This window comes from Anaerobiospirillum sp. NML120511 (genome assembly GCF_023050955.1).
Taxonomy (GTDB): Bacteria; Pseudomonadota; Gammaproteobacteria; order Enterobacterales; family Succinivibrionaceae; genus Anaerobiospirillum.
This window is the reverse complement of sequence record NZ_JALKIK010000004.1, coordinates 116,583-140,732: the sequence shown is the minus strand read 5'-3', so window position 1 is coordinate 140,732 and position 24,150 is coordinate 116,583. Positions and strand designations below refer to the sequence as shown.

Below are 24,150 nucleotides of genomic sequence, written 5' to 3'. Positions count from 1 at the left end.
GATAGAGGCGCAGTTGGGAGGGGCAGTGTCCTGCCAGATTGTCTGGCAGGACGTGCAGGGCCGTATTCAGGTCAGAGCTGTGATCTTGATGCGGCCCTGTCAGGGCAGCTGCAAGCTACTTTTTGACGCTCTTTGTGGAGCGGGTGCTCTTGTTTGCAGTGGTCTTCTTGCGTACCGGAGTCTTGCTTTTCACTGCAGCCTTGCGGTTGGAGCTCCTGGCTGTGGATTTCTTGCTTGCAGTGCTCTTCTGGCGGGCAGCAGCCTTGCTGGTTGAAGACCTGGCAGAACTCTTTTGGGCAGCGGCCTTGCGAGTTGCAGCAGCATTTTTGGATGGTGCAGCCTTTTTGGATGAGGCAGCCTTGCGGGTTGCAACAGCCTTTTGGGATGAGGCAGTGGCCTTCTGGTCAGCTTGCCTGGCATCTTTCTTCAGCGCACCGGCAGCTACTGCTGCAGCTGCAGCACCCGCAGCACCGGCTGCAATGGCTGCGGCAGGCAGACCGTCAGCGGGCATGGTAAAGGCATTGCTGCCTGCGGTTGTACCGGCACTGCCTGGAGTGATTGCATCTACCCCGGCCGCTTGGGCAGCTGATGTGGCGCCGTTTTTATCCTTGCTGTCTGCAGTATTCTCTGTCTTTGCATCTGCTGCAGCTGCTGCTGGGGCGGCACCATCCTTACCGTCTGCTTTGGCAGGAGCGCTTTCCTTGCTGTCTGTTTTGGCGGGAGCTGCCTCTTTGGCGTCATTACTGGCAGCAGGGGCATCCTTTGCTTTGGCTGAGTCAGCTGCTTTGTCTTTGCCAGCCTCTTTTCCCCTGGCGGTCTGAGCTTCCCTGGTGTCGGTGGTACCACCTGCAGCAGCACCTGCGGCAGCCGCGCCTGCGGCTTCAGGGGCTGCAGCGTCGCCTTTTTCACCATCATTCTTCATGGCTGCGGCTTCGTCAGCTTTTGCTGCACTGACAGCATCGTACTTGAGGGCGGCTTCATTGGCTGCTACAGCCTCATCGTACATTGGCTTGATTGAAGGAGTTTCAGCCAGCAGTACATCGTGCAGAGGCATGATCTTTTTGCGGAAAGTGTCGACCTTGATGTCGAGGAATTTCACACCAATGTCCCTGGCTTTGGTACGGGCATCTTCTACAGCCTTATGCCAGGCATCGAACTCTACTTTCTGGGCCTTGAGGGCAGCCTCATCAAAGATGCGGCGCTCTTCGGCGCTCAGAGAGTTAATGAAGCTGTTGGAGACAACCAGCATGTCAGGGCACATCTGATGACGGGTGTAAGAGTAGAAGCGGGCTATATCGCCATGTTTCTGATCGACCAGGACAATTTCATTGTTTTCAGCACCGTCTACCACGCCCTGCTCAATGGCCTCCCTGGTTTTGCCAAAGCTCATAGGGGTAGCTTCAGCACCAAAGGCATGCATCATGGTGACATTCATAGGGCCAGACTGGACACGGAATTTCTTGCCCTTGAGATCATCGACATCGTAGATAGGGGCAGTAGAGTAGAAATTTCTGGTACCTGCAGTAAAGGCTACTACTGAGCGGAAACCTACATGATTGGCGTTTACTGACAGTCTGGCAGGAATGTCAGGTCGTAAAATGAAGTTTTCGTAGGCACGCTCTGAGGAAAACAGGTAAGGGATGGAGAACAGTGAGTAAAGCTTATCCAGTCTTTCAAGATTTGGGGTGGAGATGATCAGATACTGTACATTACCTTTCTTGAGCTCTTTTAGTACGCTTTCGTTTGTTCCCAGCTGAGCATCTGGATAGATTTTGATCTGGTATTTGTCGCCAAGGCTCTTTTCCACAGCTTCCTTAAAAGCCAGGGCTGCCTTGTGCTCTGGATGGCTTTCCAGCTGCGAATGAGCAAGGATAATTTCTTCGGGCTCTGACTTGCAGCCGGTAATAACCAGGGCAGAAAAAGCCAGAAACAGGGCGGTTAGCGTAAATTTGCGCATAGAAAAGTCAGGTATCCAGGTGAATATCCACAATTCAGGAGAGAGACAGAAAAGATGAATTTTCTGCCATGACCCTGCTGAAATTTAACCTCGTAGAATGAGGAGGGCTGTTCCCCGCTTCAGACACTGCAGCTGTCTGCTTTCCTTTGAAGTTCAGGCTTATAAGGTGTGAGTACAGGGAACAGGCAGTATCAGGAGGTACTGATTCAGTACAGGCGTGTACTGATTAAAAAATCACTACAGTATATCAGCCATGTGTCTTGCATAACATTTGCAGTTACAAATGTGTAAGGCATTTAATCAGCCTGCATGCTGCTCAGTCAGTGCAATGCTCCAGATTACCCCTTAAGAAGCCGGAGTTACAGGTTTTGGCCCTGAGGCCAGCAGTGTGAAGACGGTGGCAGCTATGACGCAGGAACGGCAGGGCGTGGGCCAGCCATGCCTGGCATGGGCTGGCATTGTCTTGTCTTGCATGGCCCGGGCCTTGTCTTGCATTGTCGGGCATGACCCTGGGCCGGGACATGCCAGTGTACCGGTGGGTGCCAGGCGTCAGGTACAAACGGGCCGGCCGGGATATTATCCCAGACCGGCCTGTATGTTAGATTTGGCAGCAGCTGATCCTGTCAGATCCTGACTGGCCGGGCTCATGGTAAAGCCCGTGACGACGCTGTCATTTGCATGGGGTGTAGTGCTGTCGGGCAGGGTTACTTGCTCTCCTGCTTGACAGCAGGTGCGCGTGAACAGTCCAGATTGTTCACAGCAGCACGACCGGAGATGAAGTAAGGGATCTCATCAATCATACGGTCAATGAAGAGCAGCACGTTTACGGTGCAGCCTTTGCGTGCAGTACGAATAGTCTTCTTGTCGTAAAAAACTGAGTCGTCAATACGCATGTCCAGGAGCATGCCTTTGTTCATGCTGGTAATGAAGAATGAACTGGTGGTAGGGTCAAAGCCGGTAGAGGAAACAGGGATATTGGTAAGGACCACCGGCAGCTTGCGCAGCTCACCGATGAGCTCGTTAAGAGTCTTCTGATTGAGCATGTCCATCAGCTGCTTGTAGGAAATGTAAAGACCGCCCTCACTTGAGAAGCGGGCCTTGTTATTGAAGTAGATACGGTCCTTGCCGGTATTGAAGTTGGCAATGGTCAGAACGCCCAGAATAGGGGTGTTAATCTTGCCTGTGTAGCCAGGGGAACCGGCAGGGAAGATAACAGTAGTGGACTGGTAGAGCTTGTCAAGACGGTTCTGAGTCTGGATCTCGCCTGTGATGGCTGACTGAGTTGGGCCGTCGAGATTCTCACCTTCCCCCAGTACGGCCTGATTGACGGCATAGTGCTCGCTTTTGAACACAGTCTTAATTTCATAAGCCTGGGCGGCCTGGGAGCCGGCAAGCATACCAAGGCACAGAGTGCCGGCAGTCAGCAGTGACTTAACAGCACTGGCAAATTTGGTCTTTCTCATAGTAAAAATCCATCCTTATTCCAGACATTTTCAGATTACCTTTCCGCAGCTTTATCAGTAATGACTGAACAGTTGCCTTGCGGTCATTACACAATGCAGGACAGGTCATACTTATGGCACAGAGTGCTGTGTATCTTTTAAGTTATGACTGAGTCTGCTGATAAGGCTCACCTGCCTGGTCTCACCTGCCGGTCCGGTGCTGTCTGCACAGCTCAGCACAGGCACATATGAATGCAGTAGAGATAAATGGGGAAAGGTCCTGACTGACCGCAGTCTGCCATATGCAGACCCACGGACCGCAGCAGCGCTCCATGGCCCTCAGCATGCTGAGGCGGAGCAGAATCATACTTGAATAAAACGGTAATACTCTGCACAGTGCAGTGCCGCATCAGAGATATATGCACTCTGCAGGCCAACAGCAGCGCGGCCGGGACAGCAGCGCTGCAGGGGCACAGGCGCAGCAGGGGGCATCAGCGCATGGTCTTTCCAGCGCCGGACAGTGTTTCTGCCTGTGCAGGAAAGCCAGTCCAGGTAGATGCTGCCATGCTTGAAGTGAGATTAAGACATATGTCAGTGTTTGGCAAGTTTGCAGTGCATTAATAAGTGCTCCGGTCGCATTAAATGAAAGTATGCCGTAGCACTGCACCGATCTGATCCTGTCAGGCATGAAGAGATGAAATGTGAAAATGTTGAGTTTGGCTCTATCCTTATGGACAGCAGGAGCCCCATGGACTGTCCTTGCCTCAGTGCGTCATGACCTTAGGTTATTTCCTGCGGCTGTGGCATGCAGCAAGCTGCCTGCAATGAAAAAGTTATCTGCTTTCCAGGGAATTGATTGCACATCAGCAGCTGCAAGGTGGTGCCAGGCTTTGCCGGGAACAGACGGTGTTACCTCGCTGGACCTGGAGCGGACGGGGCTGGGATGGGACGGGAGGGTACGAGGGCCTGAGCTGTGGGGAATTGCCAGGTTGAAAACGGGGGAAAGCTCGTGTTCTTATTGCCCCTGTGCATATAAAGAACCAAATTCTATACAGACTTTGCAGAAAGCTTATGCGATAATTACCCGCTAGAGGCTTTATGAGGCTCTGCTGTGTGCTCGTGTGAGTACACAGCAGAGCCTATTTTTATGTCTGGTTGAGCTTTTGGAGGTCCTGATGGAAAACACCAGAGTATTACTGCCTGTTGAGGTTGATATTGACAAGTGCATCTCCCTGAACTCCGCCTGGAAGGGAGCCCGTCTGGACAGTGAGCGTCTGACCCGTTTAAAGGAAAGCTGCGTCAGCATTGAGGGTGATGTTACTGCCACCGTAACTTTTGAGACTGATGCCAATGGCATGCGTATGATTAAGGGTATCTGCGAGGCTGATTTAACCCTGGTCTGCCAGCGCTGCGGTGAAAACTATGTCCAGCACCTGCAGTCCAAAATTAACTTCACCCCTGACTATGACAAAGCTAAAGCCTGCAATATTGAAAACCGCTATGATTTTGTCGAGCCTGGTGAAAACGGCCTGATTAATATCTACGACCTCATCGAAGACGGTCTGATTCTTGAGATTCCTACCGTACCTAAGCATGATGAAGAGGATCCACAGTGTTCCCGTCATGGCGATCAGTGGGAATATGGAGAGCTTGCCGAGGAAGCAACAGCCAGTCCATTTGCAGCTCTGGCAGCCTTAAAGGATTCCCTTGGTGCCAAAGAGAACAAGTAAGGCAGTAAGCTCCGCAGTGCAGTTAAGGCGGTGTCATCTGTATCGGCAGGTCCGACAGGTTCGACAGACCAGGCCTGCAATGAAGTGCTGCACTGTACGGCACTGACCAGTAGTGCGATTTACTGCAGATGTTGAGCTGCTGTCTCCAAATATGAGGCCTGCCTGTCACCGACAGTCAGGCTTCATTCATATGTGCCCGTGGTGCACAGCTGTAAGGGCGGGCGCCTGTATGTACATGGAGATGGAGAGGGAGAGGGAGAGTGGGCTGGACAGCAGTGATAAATATGCTTGAAATAATTACTTAATCTCCATATAATATCGCGTCCGTGATCATGGCTTGGGAAAGCCCATTGTTCATGCGATTTAAATTTTTGATCAAAAAGAAACCAGGCATAACAGCCCCGCAGTGGTCTTGAGGACCATATTGCACAGCGGCTCTTATTGCACTTTATAGTATTTAGGAGACTATAATGGCCGTTCCACAGAACCACCAGTCCCGTTCCCGTCGTGACAAGCGTCGTACCCATGATGCCTTAACTGCCCGTCAGTTATCCAAGGATCCACAGACTGGTGAAGTTCACATCCGTCACCACGTAACCGAGACCGGCTACTACCGTGGCAAGAAGGTTATCGAGCTGTAAGCCATTTACTGGCATGCTTTAGCGCTAAAGCATAAGCAGTCCACAGCAGACTGCAACAACGGGGCCTCATGAGCCCCGTTTGTTTTTTCTGCAACTGCAAAAGTCTGCTCCATGAGCCACGGGCTTATGGGGCTGACAGGCGCACTGATTATCCTTTCCCTCTCCTGTTTCCTTTACCTGCTCTTCTTTCCCTTCTCACTTCTGCTTCATTCCTGCTCCTGCTTCCATTCCCGTACCTCTTTCCTATCTTACTCTCAGCTCTTTCTCCATCATTTGCTCAGAGCTTTATGGGCTGATGCTGCAGGTCCGTCTCTCTGTCCTTATGTCTGAATGACTTTTACTTCTGGACGCATTGCGGACCACGGTACATTGCTTTGCCTCGAACATCTCATGCCTTGCAAGGACTGGCTGTGTCGGGATGGCCGATGTGGGGCCTGGGAGTGAGCGTTTGTGGCTCAAGGCGGAGCTCTGGAAAAGTGAGCATTGACACGCAATTGTGTTTCCTGTTCTGATAAGCTGTATGCCCGTAAGTGTGCCCACGCTGATTGCACTGGCAGCATGGCTCAGTGGCAATGAAATGTGGGACTGGCGGTTAATGATTTTTTCTTAACCTGCTCTGCATTGTGGTAATGCGGGGCGGGCGCTGCGGCATGGCTTTATCAGATGCAGGACAAGATGGAAATGGCTGGAAAAGACGATCTCGGTAGTACGGTGGAAAATCCGGTAGTAGCGCTGGACGGTACAGGAGGTGACAGCAAGGATACCCGTCCTGTGGTTGATGCCGTGCGCTTTGCCATGACCATGGATCCCTCCTTAAACCTCATCATCTTTGGCAGCTCCCAGCTCAAAAACGATCTGGAGCGTGCTCAGATTAATTCAGGGCGCTATGAGTTCCGTCTGGCCCAGCAGGCCATTCCTCAGGATGAGCATCCGCGTTCAGTACTGCGCAACTTCACAAACTCAGCCATGTTCCGTGCTTTACAGTGCGTAAAAAATGGTGAGGCTCACTCCATGCTCTCAGGCGGTGGTACCGGCCCGCTGGTAACCATTGCCCGCCATTTGCTGGGGGTTCAGAAACTTTCCCCTTCCCAAGCAAAGCTCAAGCAGCGCATTGGTATTCCGGTGCGTGACGGTCAGGTACGTCCATGTTTTGCTGCCCGTATTCCAGCAGGTCCAAGACGCTTTGCCCTCATGCTTGATCTGGGGGCCAATGCCAACTGTCAGGCCGCCGATCTCTTTGACTTTGCCTGCCTTGGCAGTGCATTTGCCAGCATAGCCCTGGAAATCGACAGTCCCCGTGTTGCCCTGCTCAACGTCGGTACCGAGCAGGACAAGGGATCTGTCATGGTAAGACAGGCCCGCAGCTATCTTGAACAGGTGCGCAGCCTGCAGTTTACCGGCTATATCGAGCCTAACCGCATTTTCCGTGATGATGCTGATGTTATTGTCACTGACGGTTTTACTGGCAATATTGCTCTCAAGGCAGCTGAGGGTGTTGCTGATTTATATGCCAGCTCCACAGGTGTAAAGAAGATCTTTGGCAAAATGGCCCGTCCAGACTGGCTGCTGCCATGGCAGTACAATGGCTCGGTGCTCCTTGGTGTTAACGGTCTGGTAATCAAGTCTCACGCAAGTGCCGGCAAGGAAGCCCTTGCTGTGGCCGTGGTTGAGGCTGCCCGAGCTGCCGGCAAATCACTCTCTGTACGCATGCAGCAGCATCTGAACTCCGCCCGCTGATGCGGCGCATGCATCCGTAGTGCATGAAGCCTTAGCGCAAGCAGCAGCGCATGCAGCTGTAGCGACTGACGCAGCGCAAGCGCAGCTGGGGCCGACGCAGAACAGCATCGGGCAGCTTTGTCAGCTGCATGATGTGGGGCTGTGGGTGTGAAATGGATGGAGCGGGGATGTGGTAATACAGGGTTGGCTTAGTTTGCTGCAGGGCGCATGGGTATGGGCTTTGAGCGGAGCGGGGTCTGAGATTTTTTGCCTGATATCTACCATAATCCCTATTTTGCTGGCAAAATATGCGATTTAGACTGTGACTTTCTTTAGCCAAGCATCGAGTGGTGAAGCATTTGTATAGCAGAATTTTAGGTACCGGTGGTTATTTACCATCACAGGTCAGAACTAACGCCGATTTAGAGAAGATGGTCGAGACATCCGATTCCTGGATTGTCGAGCGTACCGGTATTCATGAAAGGCGTCTGGCCTCAGACACCGAGACAGCCTCCTTTATGGGTATTGAGGCTGCCCGTAAGGCTCTTGAAGCCGCCGGGCTGGAAGCTTCTGCCATTGATGCCGTTGTCTGCGCCACCACCTCCTCAAAGAATGCTTTCCCGTCTTCAGCATGTGAAATTGCTCTGGGACTTGGCATTCAGGGCGCTATTGCCTTTGACGTGGCTGCAGCCTGTGCCGGCTTCAGCTATGCCTACAGTGTTGCCCACAACATGATTATTACCGGTCAGGCCCGCAACGTGCTGGTTATCGGCTCTGATACCCTGGCCCGTGCCTGTGATCCTCAGGATCGCGGTACCATAATTCTTTTTGGCGACGGTGCCGGTGCTGTGGTGCTTGGTGCCTCTGAAGAGCAGGGCACTCTGGCCGTCAAGCTCTCCTCTGATCCAACCTGCGGCGATCTGCTGCGTCTGCCATTCCCTAAGCGTGGCTGTGCTGATAACAATGACGCCTGGCTTACCATGAAGGGCAATGAAGTCTTCAAGCATGCCGTAACCATGCTGGCCAACCTGGTCAAGGAAACCCTTGAGATGGCAAGTTTAAAAGAAGACGAGCTTGATTTCCTCGTACCGCACCAGGCCAATCTGCGCATTATTGCTGCCACTGCCCGCAAGCTCAAGCTCGATATGTCCCAGGTAATTGTTACCCTGGATCGTCATGGCAACACCTCTGCAGCCTCTGTACCTCTGGCCCTTGATGAGGGCATTCGTCAGGGCCGCATCAAGCGTGGCGACAATCTGCTGCTTGAATCCTTTGGCGGCGGCTTTGTCTGGGGCTCAGCTCTGGTACGCTACTGATAACAGTTCCTGAGCGACACATTACGTGCGTACTCAGGCTTAATAAGGTGTTACCTGAGCAATGTCCAGAGTAACGCCAGTCTGCAGGTATGATGCATAGCCTGCAGACCTGTTAATGTCCTTATCCTTTTTTCTGATCACTGCCCAAAGTCTGGTGTCGTACCCAGGCCGTACAGCCGAGCGCTGCAGCCTGACCGAGGCGTACAGCCGGGCGCTGCAGGCTGACCGAGGCGTACAGCCTGACACTGCAGTCTGACCCAGGCTGCCCGTAGGGCTGCACAGTGCAGGCGCAAACTGCGTGGCCAGGCACAGGCCATAGCTTGCCTGTCGCCATGGGTGGCTTAAGCAGGCAATGCCGGATCGCTCTGAATGCCGGGCGGCGGATTGCGGGCAGTGACTGTCATTATTGCCTGATCGCATATGGATACTTGTGAAAGCGGTGAGTATTGTCCACCACAGGTGTCTTTAATGGCGATCAAGGTACATTCCTTGTAAGTTTTATGCTTTTTCCCTGTTGTTACAAAATCAGCCTGTTGATCAGAATCACTGAGTAAATCATATGCATGACGCATAAGCGTCAGGCTCATTTGTGTCAGCAGACATTGCCTTTGAGGCTTTGAGCCTTTGTGTGCTTTGCTGGTCTGATGAAACAGGGATGCGGGCAGCTACAGTTTTTTATTCTTTATCAGGAGTCAGGGCGGCATTTTGCCAGCCTGAGGATAACTATGAAGTCATTTGCAGTTGTATTTCCAGGTCAGGGCTCTCAGTCCGTTGGTATGCTGGAATCTTTCATGTCCAATAAGATCGTTGCTCAAACTTTTGAAGAAGCCAATGAGGCTCTGGGCTACGACTTAAAGAAAATTGTCCTGACCGGTCCGGATACCGAGTTAAACAAAACTGAAATCACTCAGCCAGCTATTCTGACTGCTTCTGTAGCTGCTTGGCGTGCTCTGATGGCTGCTGCCGGTGGCGATCAGCCAAAGGCCTGTGCCGGTCACTCTCTTGGCGAGTACACCGCTCTGGTTGCAGCTGAGGCTATTTCCTTTGCTGATGCCGTACGTCTGGTACGTCTGCGTGGTCAGGCCATGCAGGAAGCTGTTCCAGCCGGTACCGGTGCCATGATGGCCGTTCTTGGTCTTGATGACGATGCCGTTGTAGGCGGCTGTGCTGATGTAAGCAAGGAAGGTGACGCCGTCTGGTCTGCAAACTTCAACACTCCAGGTCAGGTAGTTATTTCAGGTTCAAAGGATGCTGTGGCCCGCGCCGGTGAGTACTTTGCCGAAAAGGGTGCCCGTCGCTGCGTAGCCCTGCCTGTATCAGTACCTTCACACTGCCCTATGATGCAGCCTGCTGCTGACAAGCTGGCCGCTGCTCTTGCTGATATTGAGCTTTGTGATGCCTCCATCCCTGTATATGCCAACGTACTGGCCCGTCCAGTTGTGGCTCAGGGTGAAATCATTGACTGTCTGGTCAGGCAGCTGGTCGGCTCAGTAAGATGGGTTGAGACCGTGCAGAACATGAAGGCTGACGGTATTGAGGCTCTGATTGAAGTTGGTCCGGGCAAGGTATTAACCGGTCTGAACCGCAAGATTGACAAGACTCTGGTTACCGGCAATATTGCCAGTGACGAGGAGCTGGCCAAGGTTTTAGAAAGCCTTAACGCCTGATTAATCTGACTTCCGTCCCGGCATTATCCTGGCCCTGTTATGGCCGGGAGGGACGGGCAGCTGCAGCTGACTGTCTGGCCTTAAGGCCGGCAGCCCGGTAAGCCTGGCCATGTCATGGCTCATGAGGCTTTGAGCTGCACAGTGCAGCGGCTCTGCGCTGATGCGGGTTTGCTTTGATTTAAGGCGGACTGCAGGCGCAGGGCTGACACGAGTACACAGAGTACATTTAGCTGATCAAATACAGGATTGATTCATGAATTTTAATTTTGCTGGCAAGGTTGTTCTGGTAACTGGCGCCTCACGTGGTATCGGTAAGACTGTTGCTGAGGAGTTTGCAAAGCTCAACGCTACTGTTATTGGTACTGCTACTTCTGAAAGCGGTGCTCAGGCCGTAACCGAGAGCCTGAGTGCTCTTGTTGAGGGCAAGTCCTTTGGTATGGTATTAAATGCCCTGCAGCCAGAGACCTTTGCTGACTTCGTTAAGGCTGCTGAGGAAAAGGCCGGTGCCACCATCGATATTCTGGTGAACAATGCCGGTATTACCCGCGACAATCTCTTCATGCGCATGAAGGATGAGGAGTGGGATCAGGTTATCTCCTGCAATCTGACTGCTGCTGCAAAACTGGCTCAGCTGACCATGCGTGGCATGATGAAAAAGCGTAATGGCCGCATCATCAACATAACCTCTATCGTAGGTGAGACCGGTAACGCCGGTCAGTGCAACTATGCCGCCTCCAAGGCCGGTATCATCGGCTTCTCAAAGTCTCTGGCCAAGGAGCTGGCTCCACGTAACGTAACTGTTAACTGTGTTGCCCCTGGCTTTATCGAGACTGACATGACCTCTGTATTAAACGAGAACATTCAGGCCGAGCTGCTCAAGTCCATCCCTATGGGCACTATGGGCTCTACTGCTGACATTGCAGCTGCCGTGCTGTTCCTGGCATCTGACGGTGCCCGTTACATCACCGGTACTACCCTGGACGTAAACGGCGGTATGTACTGTAACTAACATCGGCACCGGGCGCGCTTTAAGGACCTGGTTGTGTTCAGGCCAACATAATCTGTGGCCAGGGCGTGACCGCTGCCGGATGTGGCGGCTGAGCCTGGGCGCTGACCGCTGCCGGATGTGACGGCTGATCCTGAGCGTGACCGCCGGCGGATGTGGCGGCTGTGCCAGGGCGTGACCGCCGCCGGATATGGCGGCTGTGGCCAGGGCGCTGAGTGCGACCTGGATCATGCGGCGCACTGGCTGAGTTAATTTGTGAACCCTGACAAAGTAATACAATTTCCGGCCCATTTTAACGGGCCTGATCTACCATTAGAGGCTGATATTGTATATAATCAGCCTCGAACAGTTCTTGTCAATTTGATAAAGATGACCTGTAAATATCAGGTTCATTCTGCAGATCATGACAACTGACGTCAGCTCCGGACATGCGGAACGGTTAACGCCGGTACTGTCAGAGAGATATCACCCCGGACGGTGATGGATCTCAGAACGGGTTCCATTTACAGGCGCAGACAATGCTGCGGCACTAACGCGGTAACCAGAGGGCTAAAGAGCTTTTCTGGCCGGTCAGCGCTGATCACTGCAGGTGAGGTGAGGCTGTCTCCAGCTGTCACAAAGCCAGTTATTTTTTTATCCCGGCTCTTGTCGGGTGACATTAACTAAAGGACAGAAGTGCCACGGCACTCTGACGGGGAAAAATGAGCGATAACAACATTGAAGAACGCGTAAAGAAGATTATTGTTGACATGTTAGGTGTCAATCCAGAAGATGTCGTTCCTGAGGCATCTTTTGTTAATGACCTCGGCGCCGACTCTTTAGATACTGTAGAGCTCGTAATGGCTTTAGAAGAAGAGTTCGAGACTGAGATCCCTGATGAGGAAGCCGAGCAGATCAACACTGTTCAGGCTGCTATCGACTACATCAAGTCTCACCAGGAGTAATCTCAGTGGCGGATTAGTCCGCTGCTTTCCTGTGTGAATCCGGCGGCGCGACCTGTATCAGGTCGAGCCGTTGGAGACAGTTGTACCTCAATCAGCCATGTGTTCATGGCCATAACAGCAAGCCCCGGCTTGCTTGTTTTGTTTCTGGGCCCCTCATTTTTCATACAAGTGACGGTTTTTTTCACAGCAATCTGCATTGTATTTGAGGATTATCCCGTATTGTGGTACTGTTAGCTGTGCTGCGTTTCACGCCTGCAAGGCCTGTTAGAATCAAGTTTGTATCATGGTATGCGGCAGTGAAAAGAGCATACTTACTGTCTGAGAATGCTGCCTGAACTTATCAGGTACAGATGCAGCTGAGACAGGATGACGTCCCGGGAGTTAAAGGGACGTGCACGGAGCCCGGAAATCCGGGACCTGCTGACGCAGACATTGACTGTCGGTGCCGCGCATGACTGTAATTGCGGCTCTTAACACCCGGCACCGGTTGGGCCTGAGGTCAAAGATAACTGTTTATCCTCAAAAGCATATGCCATTTGCATGCTGATACAGCAACAGAGCATTACAGCGCTGTACATATAACCGGATAACAGCATGACCAGTGCAGGTACGAGTCAATGAAGATAAGTTAGAATTTCTTATTTATGGAGGCACAAACGGTGCAAAAGCGCAGGGTAGTAGTAACCGGTCTTGGCATGTTAAGTCCAGTGGGTAATACCGCTGAGGATTCATGGAAGGCCTTACTTGCAGGTCAGAGCGGTATCTCCACCATTGAGCATTTCGACACCAGCGCCTTTAGCGTGAAAATCGCCGGCCTGATTAAGGGGTTTAACCCTGAGGACTGGGGGATCACCCGTAAAGACGAGCGCAAGATGGATCCGTTCATCCAGTACGGTATTGCTGCCGGCTTAATGGCCTTCAATGATTCCGGCCTGCAGATTACTGATGACAATGCCGAGCGCTGTGGTGTGATGATTGGTTCTGGTATCGGTGGCCTCGGTCTTATCGAGCAGAATATCAATGGTCTGGCTCAGAAGGGTATCAAGGGTATCAGCCCGTTCTTCGTACCTTCCACCATTATCAACATGGTATCCGGCCATCTGTCCATCTTAAAGGGCCTCAAGGGTCCTAACCTTTCCAGCGTAACTGCCTGTGCTTCCGGCACTCACGCCATTGGCCTGTCTGCCCGTTTAATTGCAGCCGGTGATGCTGATGTCATGCTGGCCGGTGGTGCCGAAAAGGCCTCTACCCCAATGGGTATCGGTGGCTTCAGCGCCTTAAAGGCTCTGTCCACCCGCAATGATGAGCCGGAGAAGGCTTCCCGTCCATGGGATGAGGGTCGCGACGGCTTCGTTCTGGGCGACGGCTCCGGTGTAATGGTTCTTGAAGAGTACGAGCACGCCAAGGCCCGTGGTGCCCGCATTTATGCTGAGCTGGTAGGCTTTGGCATGTCTGGCGACGCTTTCCACATGACCGCCACCCCAGAAGACGGCGACGGTGCCCGTCGTGCCATGGCCAACGCCATTAAAGATGCCGGTATTGAACCAGGTGAGATTGGCTATATCAACGCTCACGGTACCTCCACTCACGTAGGCGACATCTCCGAGCTGCGCGCTGCCAAGGCTATCTTCGGTGATGCTCCAGCCAACACTGTCATGAGCTCTACCAAGTCCATGACCGGTCACCTGCTGGGTGCAGCCGGTGCCATTGAGGCCATCATCACCGTACTGGCTGTACGTGATCAGATCTGCCCTCCAACCATCAACCTTGAAAATCCTGCTGAGGAAGTAGGCGGCTTTAACCTGGTTCCTAACAAGGCCCTCAAGCACGATATCAAGTACGCTATCTCCAACAGCTTCGGCTTTGGCGGTACCAATGGTTCCCTGATCTTCAAGCGTATGGAAGACTGATATCAGCCTTGCATGCCGGCTCAGTGACCAGGGCCCGGGTACGATCCTGATCATGTATCACTGAGCACAGCAAAAAGCCCTGAGCGGATAACCGTTCAGGGCTTTTTGTCAATTCAGGGCCGACATTTATCTCCAGCGCCAGCGCCCCACCGTTGCTTGTCGGCACCGGCAGCTCCGCCCTGACGTTGACAGCACAGCCCTGATTTCATCAGCTCCGTGCATATGGCGGCAGCACCAACATAAGGTCTGCAGCATGCCATGCTGCATCAGATCTGTGCTGATGCTGTAGCACCGTCATGATGTCATCAGCTCCGTGCTTATGGCGGTAACACCGCCATAAGGTCTGCAGCATGCCATGCTGCATCAGCTCCGTGCTGATGGCGGCAGCACCGTCATTATGTCATCAGCTCCGTGCTTATGGCGGTAACACCGCCATAAGGTCTGCAGCATGCCATGCTGCATCAGCACCGCCCTGTGGGATGGCTCTGGTTTCAGTCAGCAGGCTGCGCACTTGCTGCCGGACATTCAGGGGCAGTGCGTGCACGGCGCTTGACGGTGTTCAGGGAGCCGTAGGTGAACCAGTCGCTATAGCGCTCGATAATCTCATGACACAGCTTGATTACATCACGCAGGTGATCGGTTATGCAGTCCTGGCATGCTTCGATTTCACCATTTAACAGGTGGTTGAAAATCAGCTCATGTTCATCAGTGATAACGTCGACAGGGACGAAAGTATCCAGTGAAAGAAAGCGGATACGGTCCATCTGGCCCTTTATGCTCTGTACGGTATTCCAGGCCATGTCAGAACCTGACAGTGAGCACAGGCACTCATGAAAGCGGTCATCAAGAGTAAGGTAAGCTGATCTCATACCGTCATCACGGCGCACATTGCGCTGCTGATCGACAATGCGGCGCAGCTGGGCCATACGGTTCTTTCTGGTATTCTCATCAAGATTGACTATGTTGGCTACACAGGCCTTTTCTATGGCAGCGCGCAGGAATGCAGTGTGCTCAAGCTCATTGACACAGATACGCTCTACTATTGAACCGCGCTGAGGCAGGATGGAGAGCAGGCCTTCATAGCTAAGACGCATCAGTGCCTCGCGTACAGGCTGGCGTGATACGCTGAACTGCTCGGACAGCGAGTTTTCTGAAAGAGTGGTGCCGGGGGTAATGGTCGTATCAGTAATGTGACGGCGCAAAAACTCATAAATCTGGGGACTTATGGCTTTTTGGGGGTTAATACGTATCTTAGGTAATACTACTGTACATGCTACAGACATTACTTTCCTCTTTTCCTTGTAATGCCGTCAGGGAGGCCAGGGCTTTACAGCACAGCCAGTGGCAGTGGCTGTGAGGTTCAGACAGAGGGCCATATGGAGAGCATGAATGTGCAAAGGCACAGAGCACTACTCAGTTGTAGACAGTTGTATTGATTAAGACCTGACGGGCTTTTACCATGTGACTGCCAGTCCTGTCTTTCAGGTCGTAACAGTCATATGTATCGAATTGATGTATTGCTTTTGCCACAGGCCTGTCTTTGCATTTGTGCAGACTTGCAGTTACCTGCATCAGAACAGCCACAAGGCAATAATTTCTAAAAACTCATCTTTCTGAAAGAAAACGGCTCCGGTCTGGTATCAGCAAGAAGTAACGCCCCTGAGACCTTATGGATATACAAATCCTGGTTATGCGGCTCAGTTATATTGACTGGTTTTCTGATACAAGACAGTTATATGCATGTTTGAATGTTTTGAGGGGAAAAGATCCCTCAGGAATACGGACAGCAATTGCACCTGCACGGCCAGTTAAGGAAAGTTCAGAGCTCCGGCCTTACATACAGGGACAAAGATCCTTATGAGCGAATACTATAAAGCATTTTAGTATTTATCGGCAGATTTCTGGACGTTTTAATGAATCCCCATGAAAAATATTGTGCAAATTTCACTGATTTGTCAGTAAATTTTTATATACCACGGTGCTTGCCCAAAGCCTGAAAAATAGCGATTTTCCAGACAAGAGCATGATAAAGCCCATAATTACATATTTCGTGCGCACACGTGCACGCACTTCCCTGTCTTTTACATTGTTTTGCGGTGATACACCTGTCTGACAGGTCCCGCCCCGCAGGCGAACCGCGCTGCTCAATTAGTGCAGCATCTGAACAGAGCAGGCAGACAGCGCAGCCGGCAGAAGGACAGCCAGAAAGTCATATAGCCAGCAGGCAGCGTAGCGGCAGGAAGACTGCCCGGCAGGACGGCAGACAGCCCGGCAGGCAGCGCAGCTGACAGTATGGCGTACATTCAAGAACAACAGCAATGCAGGATCTGCAGGGCCAAGGAAAAACAAAGGGGCTGTCTTCAGGACAGCCCCTTTGTTCAGAGGGGCCCTCAGGCCCCGAGCTTGACTTGCTGTTGCGCGCCTTTGTCAGCTTAGTGCAGCAGCGATGCTGCATCAGCCTGCAGCGGGGCGCAGCAGCATGCTGCTATTTGGCATTTGCAGCTTTGCCTGACTCCGGTGCGGCTTTAACTGGCTCCGGTACATCTTTGGCTGCACCATTGGACGCGTCATCAGCAGCTGAGGCTGCTGCGGCTGTGGCTACAGCTGCATTGTGAGCGTTTACAGGATCAACACTGGCGCAGTATTCACGAATCTGACGGGCTGATGGGACAGCTTTGTCAAACCACTCCCATACTGGTTTGGCAGCCTCAATCATATGAGCCTTGAGTTTGGCATCAGGCACAGTGATCTTCACGCCGTTCTGTCGCAGAAACTCAACAGTATTAGCCTCTTCACGCTCTGAGACATCCCAGTTATAGGCAATGGCGTGGGTCATGCTCTCATCAAAGAGGGCACGTGACTTTTCATCAAGAGACTGGTACCACTTTTCGTTTACCAGGATAAAGGTAGGAGAGAAGACATGGCGGGTTTCGAGCATGTACTTGTTTACCTTCCACCAGTCCATGGACTTGACCATGGCATAAGGATTGTCCTGACCGTCTACAGTGCCCCTGGCAAGGGCCTCATAAAGATTGGTAGCTGGCAGAGGTACAGCTTTGGCGCCGGCTGCAGTGAACAGCTTGACGAATACCTCATTGAGGGGAACACGAATCTTCATTTTGGCCATTTCTTCCATGTTGCGCACAGGGAAGCGGGAAGAGACCTGACGGAAGCCATTTACAATCACACCTGCAATACGGGCACCTGAGCGGGCGGTGTAGTTACCCTCAAAGCGCTTCATGCCTCCAGAGAGGAATACAGCACGTGCATGTTCCCAGTTCTTAATGACAAAAGGCTGCTCCCAGCCGCCAATCATTGGCTCATCATTTTTGATAAGACCACCAACCTGCGCTACCTGAATGGTGCCGCGCTTTACCAGAGCCATAATCTTTTCTTCACCGCCAGCAATGGAGTCAGGCTTTAAGGTGACCTTGAATTTGCCGTCAGATGCTAATTCAATTTCCTCCTTAAAGCGACTCATCATCTGGGTGTTTGGATGATCAGGGCCGAAAAATCCGGCAAAGATAATACGTTGAGGCTTACCATCTGCGGCGCTGACGGGGGATGCGGCCATGAAAAGGGCTGTTCCCAGACAAGCGAGTGCTTTTAAAATCTGCATAATGAAATCTCCTCGTATTGCGGCCAGGGCGGCAGTGTTCAGCAACGTGTAACTGAACTGCAATAAAGACAGAAAATACTTACATGCCCGATTCATCTCAGGCAGGGGATCCACATCAAGACGGCCTTAAGGCCGCAAGTCCTCAGGCTCAGGTCTGCAATGCAACAGGCTTGCAGAAAACATGTCGCTGCTGCGCAATAATTATGGCGCAATGCCAGGGACAACGGTACAGGGCTGCAGGCGGATGTCAGGAACATCAGTACAGGGCCGCAGGCGGATGCCAGGAACATCAGTACAGGGCTGCAGGCGGATGTCATGAACATCAGTACAGGGCAGCAGCGCAAGGCAAGGAGCAGCAGTACAGGGCTGCAGGCGGATGCCAAGAACAGCGGTACATGACTGACGAATGCCAGGAACAGCGGTATATGACCGGCGAATGCCATGGAGCATGATGCAGGGTGCTGGCGCAAGGTCCGGGAGAAACGTCACAGAGCCATGGCCAGGACACTGGCCCTTGCTCTGGCCGTCAGGTCTTGCAGCTGTAATGGGCTGCAAATACGTGCCTGATCGCATGCCGGACAAAAGCTCAGGCATGGACGGTAAGGTATACCTTCCCACAGGTGTTTGAAAAGGGCTGTTATTAATCAGGCGCTACAGCACAGCTCTTTGAGCATTTCTGCCATAGATCGGCTGTTGAGGAATTGCTGTGACCTCGAGTGTCAATTGTACTCAGCCATAAGTTAAGCATGTGGATATGGCTTAAAGCCCGGTAGTCTCAAGTAATAAGGACACGGGCAGAGCAGGCAGCGCTCAGGTCAAAGACGGGATTTAACTGCCGGAAAGACAGGGAATAAACCTGCACAGGTCCTGGTCATAACTTTATGTCACAGAACATGGGCTGTTGCAATACTGCAAGTACTGAAAGGGCATTCAGAGGCCTGAATATCTGCCAGACAGAGCGAACTGTGAGAGCTCTGCCCGTCATGGGCTAAGGGCCACTGCAGCCGGATCCTGCAAGTGTATCTTATATGATAGCTCAAAGCGCGCTTCGACGCCTGGTGCTGCATCACGGATCAGACAACCTGGGAGTACACACACCACACCTCTGACACTTATCAATCGGTCTTTTCGGTATCAGTGCTCTTATGACCACGGAAAGCATCAACGTTATGTTTTCATGTTTCGGAGGTACATGCTCTGGCGCTCGCCCGTGCGGCTCTGCCATGGAGCCGGTCTTGCTCTGATTATGGCTCTGAAATGGCGCAAGGGCTGATTCGTGATTTGGCTGGCAGAGCTGTGCCTGTCAGTGGTCATGACTATTTGGGCCGGGCATTTGGTATGTGGCAAGGATTTATCCTGTGCTATACAGGCAAAGTCCTTGGCAGCGTAAGGACAGTGACGGCTTCGTATGCTCTACTGTTGCAGATGGCTTTGGCCTCGTGAACGGAGCCAGGCCCTGGATCCAAGATGTTCATTTTGTGGACTGTGCAGTTTAGATTTGCGCTAAAAAGGCGTATGCTAATGGACGGTATTATTTTTGTCCGTGCCAAATTTCGTGCAAAAGCACATACAGGGGCGCACAAGGCTGGATCCAGCACTTTTAATTAAGTCGTTTCCAGGCATGCAGATGCTGCCTGTATCAGGCGCGGTCAAACAACAGGGCGAGCATTGCCATACCCTTTTATTCTCACTGAAGGGCACCTGCAGGATGACCTTGAGAGGGATGTACAAGGAAGCGGCGCGACAGCGCTGCGGATGTGATATTGCCTGGGAATGATTTACCGCTTGCTGAAACGGGCTGCAATTGCTCATTTCAGTGTCCTGTTATTTTCCAGTTACTTTTGAATGCATTCCATGCTGTGCAGGATCCCTGGATCCAGCGCAGATACCGGGATTTGTATTATCACAGACCGGTGCAGGTTTTGCGCTTATGTATTCAAGGTCTTATGCTGCAGTCGCTGATGCGGCGCGTCCATTACAGCAGATGCCATTGCATCAGTGTGCATTGAGGCTGATGGCATTGAGGACGACGCCACTGCAGGGGCCTGCATTGAGGCAGATGCCTGTGCAGAGCCTGCACTGCTGCGTCGGCCTGTTTAAGGATCTGTGTATTCTGCCATTTCGGGCAGCAGTGGTCAGGCCATGATGATGTCAGGCCAGAACAGCAGAGATTCAGGATAACCATATGCAACTTCCACGACTGAGACTCTCAACCAAGACTACGATCTCATCGCAGATTTACGTATTTCTGCGTTATCAGATAACCTCCGCCAATATCAGGCCTGGTGCCACCATTTCTGAAAATGAGCTCTCGGCTCATTTCAAGGTATCCCGCCAGCCGGTGCGTGAAGCCCTCAACTCCCTTGAGCATGATGGTCTGATTTCTGTAATTCCTCAGAAGGGTACTGTAGTTAAGAAGATTTCTGCCAGTGATCTGCGTCAGGTGGTCTTTATCCGCTCTGCTCTGGAGTGCAGCAGTATTGATAACATTGCCAATCTTCCTGTAGGCAAGTACACCCGCATTCTCAACAAGCTCAAGGAAAATTTCCATGAGCAGAAAGAAAAGAGCGATCCGGCCAATGTGGCCGGCACTTTCCTGCCTCTTGATGACAAATTCCACGAGATTATCTGCTCTTTTTCTGACTGCGCCATGACCTGGCAGGTAGTACAGTCCTGCAAGGGACAGCTTGACCGTATCCGTTATCTGGCCATGGGTGTTGAAGCTCCTCTTGACGGTCTGATTGATGAGCATGAGCAAATCATCAGCTGCATTGAGGGCTACGAGTATGACAAGGCCAAAGAAATGCTCCGTGGGCACCTCAACTCAGTAATGGGCACCTACAAATCCATTAAGAAAAAGTATGCCGACTGGTTTGAGCAGGACAGCTGACAGGCGGCTCCCACCATGCTGAGCAGAGCCGATAACAGGCAGCACCCATCAGTATGAGCATGACAGCTGACAGGCGGCTCCCACCATGCTGAGCAGAGCCGATAACAGGCAGCACCCATCAGTATGAGCATGACAGCTGACAGGCTGTTCCCGCCATGCTGAGCAGAGCCGATAACAGGCAGCACCCATCAGTATGAGCATGACAGCTGACAGGCTGTTCCCGCCATGCTGTGCAGAGCCGTTAACAATCCGCTCCAATGGCTTAGCAGACTGCTGCAGACAGTTTGAGCAACTGTAAAAACAAAGACCCCGTATCGAGATATATGCGATACGGGGTCTTTGTCTTCAGGGGCACCAGTCATGTGCCCGGGCAGTGGCTGCAGCTGCCCTGTGCGGCTGCAGTCGGGCCGGTTGGGAGGTCGGCTGTCAGTTACGGTAGTCGCTGAACCAGTCTTCGTATTTTGCCTCTGCGATGATGTACTTGTAGATCTCAAGTGGCTGGTTAAGAGTCTGGCGCAGGCCCTCTATTGCGCCTGTAAGATCATTGTTCTTGAGGCACTCAACTATTTTGCTGTGGTCATCGATAATGATCTGATTGTAGTCAGGTTCAGTCAGGGACAGGGCCAGATAGCTGATGCGATCACTTTGAGCGGTAAGGGTGCTCACTGTGTTCCAGGCAAGCTCGGAGCCGCTGATATCACAGATAGCCTTATGGAAAGCGTCATCAAGAGCCATCAGGTTAAGACGGCGGTTTTCATCATCTTCAGGAAGCTCACGGGCCTTGTTGATACTTCTTTCAAGCTGATTGATGCAGGTACGGCGGGAGCGAGGTTCAAGTTCGCCAAAGCGCTTGAGGCAGCCCTCTTCAATACAGTAACGCACAAAGATATTGTGTTCGGTCTGAAGAATGGAGACAGGACGTACAGTAGTGCCTCTCTGGGGCATGATGGTCACCAGTCCCTCAGTGCTAAGCCGCTGCAGGGCATCGCGTATAGGCTGGCGCGATACACTGAAGTGTTCAGACAGTCCGTTTTCTGAAAGAAGTCCGCCTGGTCTTACTGTAGTGTCTACTATAACCTGACGCAGAAACTGGTAAATCTGAGCGGCAACTGTAGTGCGCTGAGAAAAGCGCATTTTAGGAAGATTGATACTAGGTGAAACTGACATCTTAAGCTCCTGAGTTGTTCGATCTGCATGCATGGTCATGACAGACCATGATGAGCCCTGGCACAGGTTAAGGCTTGATACAGCAATGTGTGATTATAAATGGTCCTGGAACTGTAAATTGTGTCATTGTGCACTGCACGAGTTAAGGGAGCATAAAGCCGTGACCATATGCTGATATATTACCCCACCGCGCACTGGCATTCTAGTTAACAAGAAATAATTTATGGCCTGCATCCGTCATTATCAGCCCGCAAAAGGCTGTTTTTTCCTTGTCCCCACCGTATCTTCAAACCCCTCCCCGGCATATTGCATATAAAAGCACGCAAGAGGCACGCTGCCCGTAAAATGCACATACAGACAGAATTTGGGTCATACTGAACAACAAGTATTAGTCTTGTCCTCAGCCTGGTGCAGGCATGATCAGGCAGAGGTATTTAATCCTCACAAAGGCATGCTTATCAGAGTGTACATATGGCTTGAAGATATTGCAGTGGCCCGGCTGATGATATGGTCTGTGGGAAGGCTATAAGGTGGAGGGGCACAGTCATGAGCACAGTCAGAGGCGCAGGTGGCCATGACCTGGCATGGTATTTCTGTGCTCTGTACGCTGGGCGGAAAGCAAAAAGCCCGGCAGGGGCCGGGCTTTGTATGCTCAGTGCGTTGCACTGAGCAGGGCTGTCAGCGGATCGGCTGCAGTGCTGTGCAGCCGGCTGCTGATGCGAGGAGCTGAATTAGAAGTCAGCGTTACGTGGGGTACGTGGGAATGGAATGGCGTCACGTACGTTACCAACACCGGTAATGTAGACAATCAGACGCTCAAAGCCCAGACCGAAGCCGGAGTGAGGCACGGAGCCATAGCGGCGCAGGTCACGATACCAGTAGTAGGAGTCCTTGTTAAGGCCCATCTCTTCCATACGCTTGTCGAGCAGCTCAAGACGGTCCTCACGCTGGGAGCCGCCGATAATCTCGCCAATGCCTGGAGCCAGCACGTCCATGGCAGCTACAGTCTTGCCATCGTCGTTCTGGCGCATGTAGAAGGCCTTGATGTCCTTAGGGTAGTTCTTAACAACTACAGGGGACTTGAAGTGCTCTTCGGCAAGGTAGCGTTCGTGCTCAGACTGCAGGTCGATACCCCACTTAACAGGGTACTCAAACTTCTTGCCGCAGTTCTTGAGAATCTCAATGGCGTCGGTGTAGTCAACGCGGGCAAAGTCAGCCTTGATGAAGTCCTCAAGACGGGTGATGGCGTTCTTGTCGACACGCTCGGCAATGAAGGCCATATCGTCAGCACGCTCAGTAAGGATGCGCCTGAAGACATACTTGAGCATGTCCTCAGCTACAGAGGCGCAGCCGTCGAGATCGGTAAAGGCCATCTCAGGCTCAAGCATCCAGAACTCGGCCAGGTGACGGGTGGTGTTGGAGTCTTCGGCACGGAATGTAGGACCAAAGGTGTAAACCTTGGAATAGGCACAGGCATAGGTCTCTACGTTGAGCTGGCCAGATACGGTCAGGTAGGCGTGCTTGCCGAAGAAGTCCTGGCTGTAATCAACCTTGCCCTGATCGTTCTTTGGCAGATTCTCAAGGTCAAAGTTGGTTACGGTAAACATCTCACCGGCACCCTCACAGTCAGAGGCGGTTACGATAGGGGTGGAGACCCACATGAATCCGCGCTCCTGGAAGAATGAGTGCAGAGCATAAGCCAGGGAGTTACGGATACGCATTACAGCACCAATAAGGTTGGTGCGTGGACGTAAGTGGGCGTATTCGCGCAGGTACTCGACAGAGTGGCGCTTGGCAGACATTGGATAGGTGTCAGGATCCTCAACAAAGCCCAGAACCTGAACCTTGGCGGCCTTGATTTCAACATCCTGGCCCTGACCCTGGGATTCAACCAGCTCACCTTCGACCATTACTGAGCATGAGGTTGTCAGCTTTAAGATTTCGCTCTCGTAATTGCTCAGATCTGCACCTGCTACTACCTGGATATTATTGAAGCAGGAACCATCATTGACAGCCAGGAAAGAAAAGCCGGCCTTAGAGTCACGGCGGGTACGAATCCAGCCTCCGATAGTGACTGTATCACCTACAGAACACTGATGGTTTAATACATCTTTAATAGCAACAAGAGACATTATGTGCTCCTAA

General features: G+C 52.1%; 16 protein-coding genes. 9 read left to right on the top strand and 7 right to left on the bottom strand.

Features of this window, described 5'->3' with window-relative positions:
• Positions 1-115: 115 nt before the first annotated feature.
• Both dctP and MXE39_RS02170 read right to left on the bottom strand, forming a co-directional pair.
• Positions 116-1,957, bottom strand: coding sequence for a TRAP transporter substrate-binding protein DctP (gene dctP, locus MXE39_RS02175; protein ID WP_246976633.1), 1,842 nt, complete (start codon positions 1,955-1,957; stop codon positions 116-118).
• Between the two features lie 704 nt (positions 1,958-2,661).
• A complete protein-coding gene (locus MXE39_RS02170) occupies positions 2,662-3,420 on the bottom strand; it encodes a hypothetical protein (RefSeq protein WP_246976636.1) in 759 nt (252 codons plus the stop codon).
• A gap of 1,154 nt (positions 3,421-4,574) precedes the next feature.
• Here MXE39_RS02170 and MXE39_RS02165 point away from each other — a divergent pair.
• From MXE39_RS02165 to MXE39_RS02150, 4 genes are all read left to right on the top strand, one after another.
• The gene (locus MXE39_RS02165; RefSeq protein WP_246976639.1) at positions 4,575-5,129 is read left to right on the top strand and encodes a YceD family protein; all 555 of its coding nucleotides are present in this window, start codon (positions 4,575-4,577) and stop codon (positions 5,127-5,129) included.
• Positions 5,130-5,599: 470 nt separating this feature from the next.
• A complete protein-coding gene (gene rpmF, locus MXE39_RS02160) occupies positions 5,600-5,770 on the top strand; it encodes a 50S ribosomal protein L32 (protein ID WP_246976642.1) in 171 nt (56 codons plus the stop codon).
• Between the two features lie 681 nt (positions 5,771-6,451).
• On the top strand, positions 6,452-7,507 hold the full coding sequence (locus MXE39_RS02155) for a hypothetical protein (protein WP_246976645.1): 1,056 nt from the start codon (positions 6,452-6,454) through the stop codon (positions 7,505-7,507).
• 338 nt (positions 7,508-7,845) lie between these two features.
• Positions 7,846-8,802, top strand: a complete 957-nt coding sequence (locus MXE39_RS02150) for a beta-ketoacyl-ACP synthase III (RefSeq protein ID WP_246976648.1) — start codon at positions 7,846-7,848, stop codon at positions 8,800-8,802.
• Between the two features lie 341 nt (positions 8,803-9,143).
• Here the strand turns inward: MXE39_RS02150 and MXE39_RS02145 are convergent, their stop codons facing one another.
• On the bottom strand, positions 9,144-9,389 hold the full coding sequence (locus MXE39_RS02145; RefSeq protein WP_246976651.1) for a hypothetical protein: 246 nt from the start codon (positions 9,387-9,389) through the stop codon (positions 9,144-9,146).
• A 138-nt stretch (positions 9,390-9,527) separates the two neighbouring features.
• Here MXE39_RS02145 and fabD point away from each other — a divergent pair, with 138 nt between their 5' ends.
• The 4 genes from fabD to fabF all read left to right on the top strand — a co-directional run bounded on the left by fabD (position 9,528) and on the right by fabF (position 14,329).
• Complete coding sequence (fabD, locus tag MXE39_RS02140) at positions 9,528-10,469, top strand: ACP S-malonyltransferase (RefSeq protein WP_246976656.1); 942 nt, start codon at positions 9,528-9,530, stop codon at positions 10,467-10,469.
• Between the two features lie 253 nt (positions 10,470-10,722).
• Entirely contained in the window at positions 10,723-11,478 is a 756-nt protein-coding gene (fabG, locus tag MXE39_RS02135) for a 3-oxoacyl-ACP reductase FabG (protein ID WP_246976659.1), read from the top strand.
• Between the two features lie 698 nt (positions 11,479-12,176).
• Entirely contained in the window at positions 12,177-12,419 is a 243-nt protein-coding gene (acpP, locus tag MXE39_RS02130; RefSeq protein ID WP_246976661.1) for an acyl carrier protein, read from the top strand.
• 659 nt (positions 12,420-13,078) lie between these two features.
• Positions 13,079-14,329 carry a beta-ketoacyl-ACP synthase II gene (fabF, locus tag MXE39_RS02125; protein WP_246976664.1) on the top strand — a complete coding sequence of 417 codons (1,251 nt, stop codon included), beginning with the start codon at positions 13,079-13,081 and terminating at the stop codon, positions 14,327-14,329.
• Positions 14,330-14,820: 491 nt separating this feature from the next.
• Here fabF and MXE39_RS02120 read toward each other — a convergent pair whose 3' ends face one another.
• The gene (locus MXE39_RS02120; protein ID WP_246976667.1) at positions 14,821-15,612 is read right to left on the bottom strand and encodes a GntR family transcriptional regulator; all 792 of its coding nucleotides are present in this window, start codon (positions 15,610-15,612) and stop codon (positions 14,821-14,823) included.
• A 1,202-nt stretch (positions 15,613-16,814) separates the two neighbouring features.
• The gene (locus MXE39_RS02115) at positions 16,815-17,948 is read right to left on the bottom strand and encodes a TRAP transporter substrate-binding protein (protein ID WP_246976670.1); all 1,134 of its coding nucleotides are present in this window, start codon (positions 17,946-17,948) and stop codon (positions 16,815-16,817) included.
• 2,185 nt (positions 17,949-20,133) lie between these two features.
• Here MXE39_RS02115 and MXE39_RS02110 point away from each other — a divergent pair.
• Entirely contained in the window at positions 20,134-20,838 is a 705-nt protein-coding gene (locus MXE39_RS02110; RefSeq protein WP_246976673.1) for a GntR family transcriptional regulator, read from the top strand.
• 426 nt (positions 20,839-21,264) lie between these two features.
• Here MXE39_RS02110 and MXE39_RS02105 read toward each other — a convergent pair whose 3' ends face one another.
• Together MXE39_RS02105 and asnS are read right to left on the bottom strand one after the other, a co-directional pair.
• On the bottom strand, positions 21,265-22,005 hold the full coding sequence (locus MXE39_RS02105) for a GntR family transcriptional regulator (protein WP_246976676.1): 741 nt from the start codon (positions 22,003-22,005) through the stop codon (positions 21,265-21,267).
• 731 nt (positions 22,006-22,736) lie between these two features.
• Positions 22,737-24,137, bottom strand: a complete 1,401-nt coding sequence (gene asnS / locus MXE39_RS02100) for an asparagine--tRNA ligase (RefSeq protein WP_246976679.1) — start codon at positions 24,135-24,137, stop codon at positions 22,737-22,739.
• Positions 24,138-24,150: the final 13 nt, after the last annotated feature.

Coding starts and splice junctions, on each gene's coding strand:
- dctP (WP_246976633.1), bottom strand. CDS start 1,957: ATGCGCAAATTTACGCTAACCGCCCTGTTTCTGGCTTTTTCTGCCCTG.
- MXE39_RS02170 (WP_246976636.1), bottom strand. CDS start 3,420: ATGAGAAAGACCAAATTTGCCAGTGCTGTTAAGTCACTGCTGACTGCC.
- MXE39_RS02165 (WP_246976639.1), top strand. CDS start 4,575: ATGGAAAACACCAGAGTATTACTGCCTGTTGAGGTTGATATTGACAAG.
- rpmF (WP_246976642.1), top strand. CDS start 5,600: ATGGCCGTTCCACAGAACCACCAGTCCCGTTCCCGTCGTGACAAGCGT.
- MXE39_RS02155 (WP_246976645.1), top strand. CDS start 6,452: ATGGCTGGAAAAGACGATCTCGGTAGTACGGTGGAAAATCCGGTAGTA.
- MXE39_RS02145 (WP_246976651.1), bottom strand. CDS start 9,389: ATGAGCCTGACGCTTATGCGTCATGCATATGATTTACTCAGTGATTCT.
- fabD (WP_246976656.1), top strand. CDS start 9,528: ATGAAGTCATTTGCAGTTGTATTTCCAGGTCAGGGCTCTCAGTCCGTT.
- fabG (WP_246976659.1), top strand. CDS start 10,723: ATGAATTTTAATTTTGCTGGCAAGGTTGTTCTGGTAACTGGCGCCTCA.
- acpP (WP_246976661.1), top strand. CDS start 12,177: ATGAGCGATAACAACATTGAAGAACGCGTAAAGAAGATTATTGTTGAC.
- MXE39_RS02120 (WP_246976667.1), bottom strand. CDS start 15,612: ATGTCTGTAGCATGTACAGTAGTATTACCTAAGATACGTATTAACCCC.
- MXE39_RS02115 (WP_246976670.1), bottom strand. CDS start 17,948: ATGCAGATTTTAAAAGCACTCGCTTGTCTGGGAACAGCCCTTTTCATG.
- MXE39_RS02110 (WP_246976673.1), top strand. CDS start 20,134: ATGCAACTTCCACGACTGAGACTCTCAACCAAGACTACGATCTCATCG.
- MXE39_RS02105 (WP_246976676.1), bottom strand. CDS start 22,005: ATGTCAGTTTCACCTAGTATCAATCTTCCTAAAATGCGCTTTTCTCAG.
- asnS (WP_246976679.1), bottom strand. CDS start 24,137: ATGTCTCTTGTTGCTATTAAAGATGTATTAAACCATCAGTGTTCTGTA.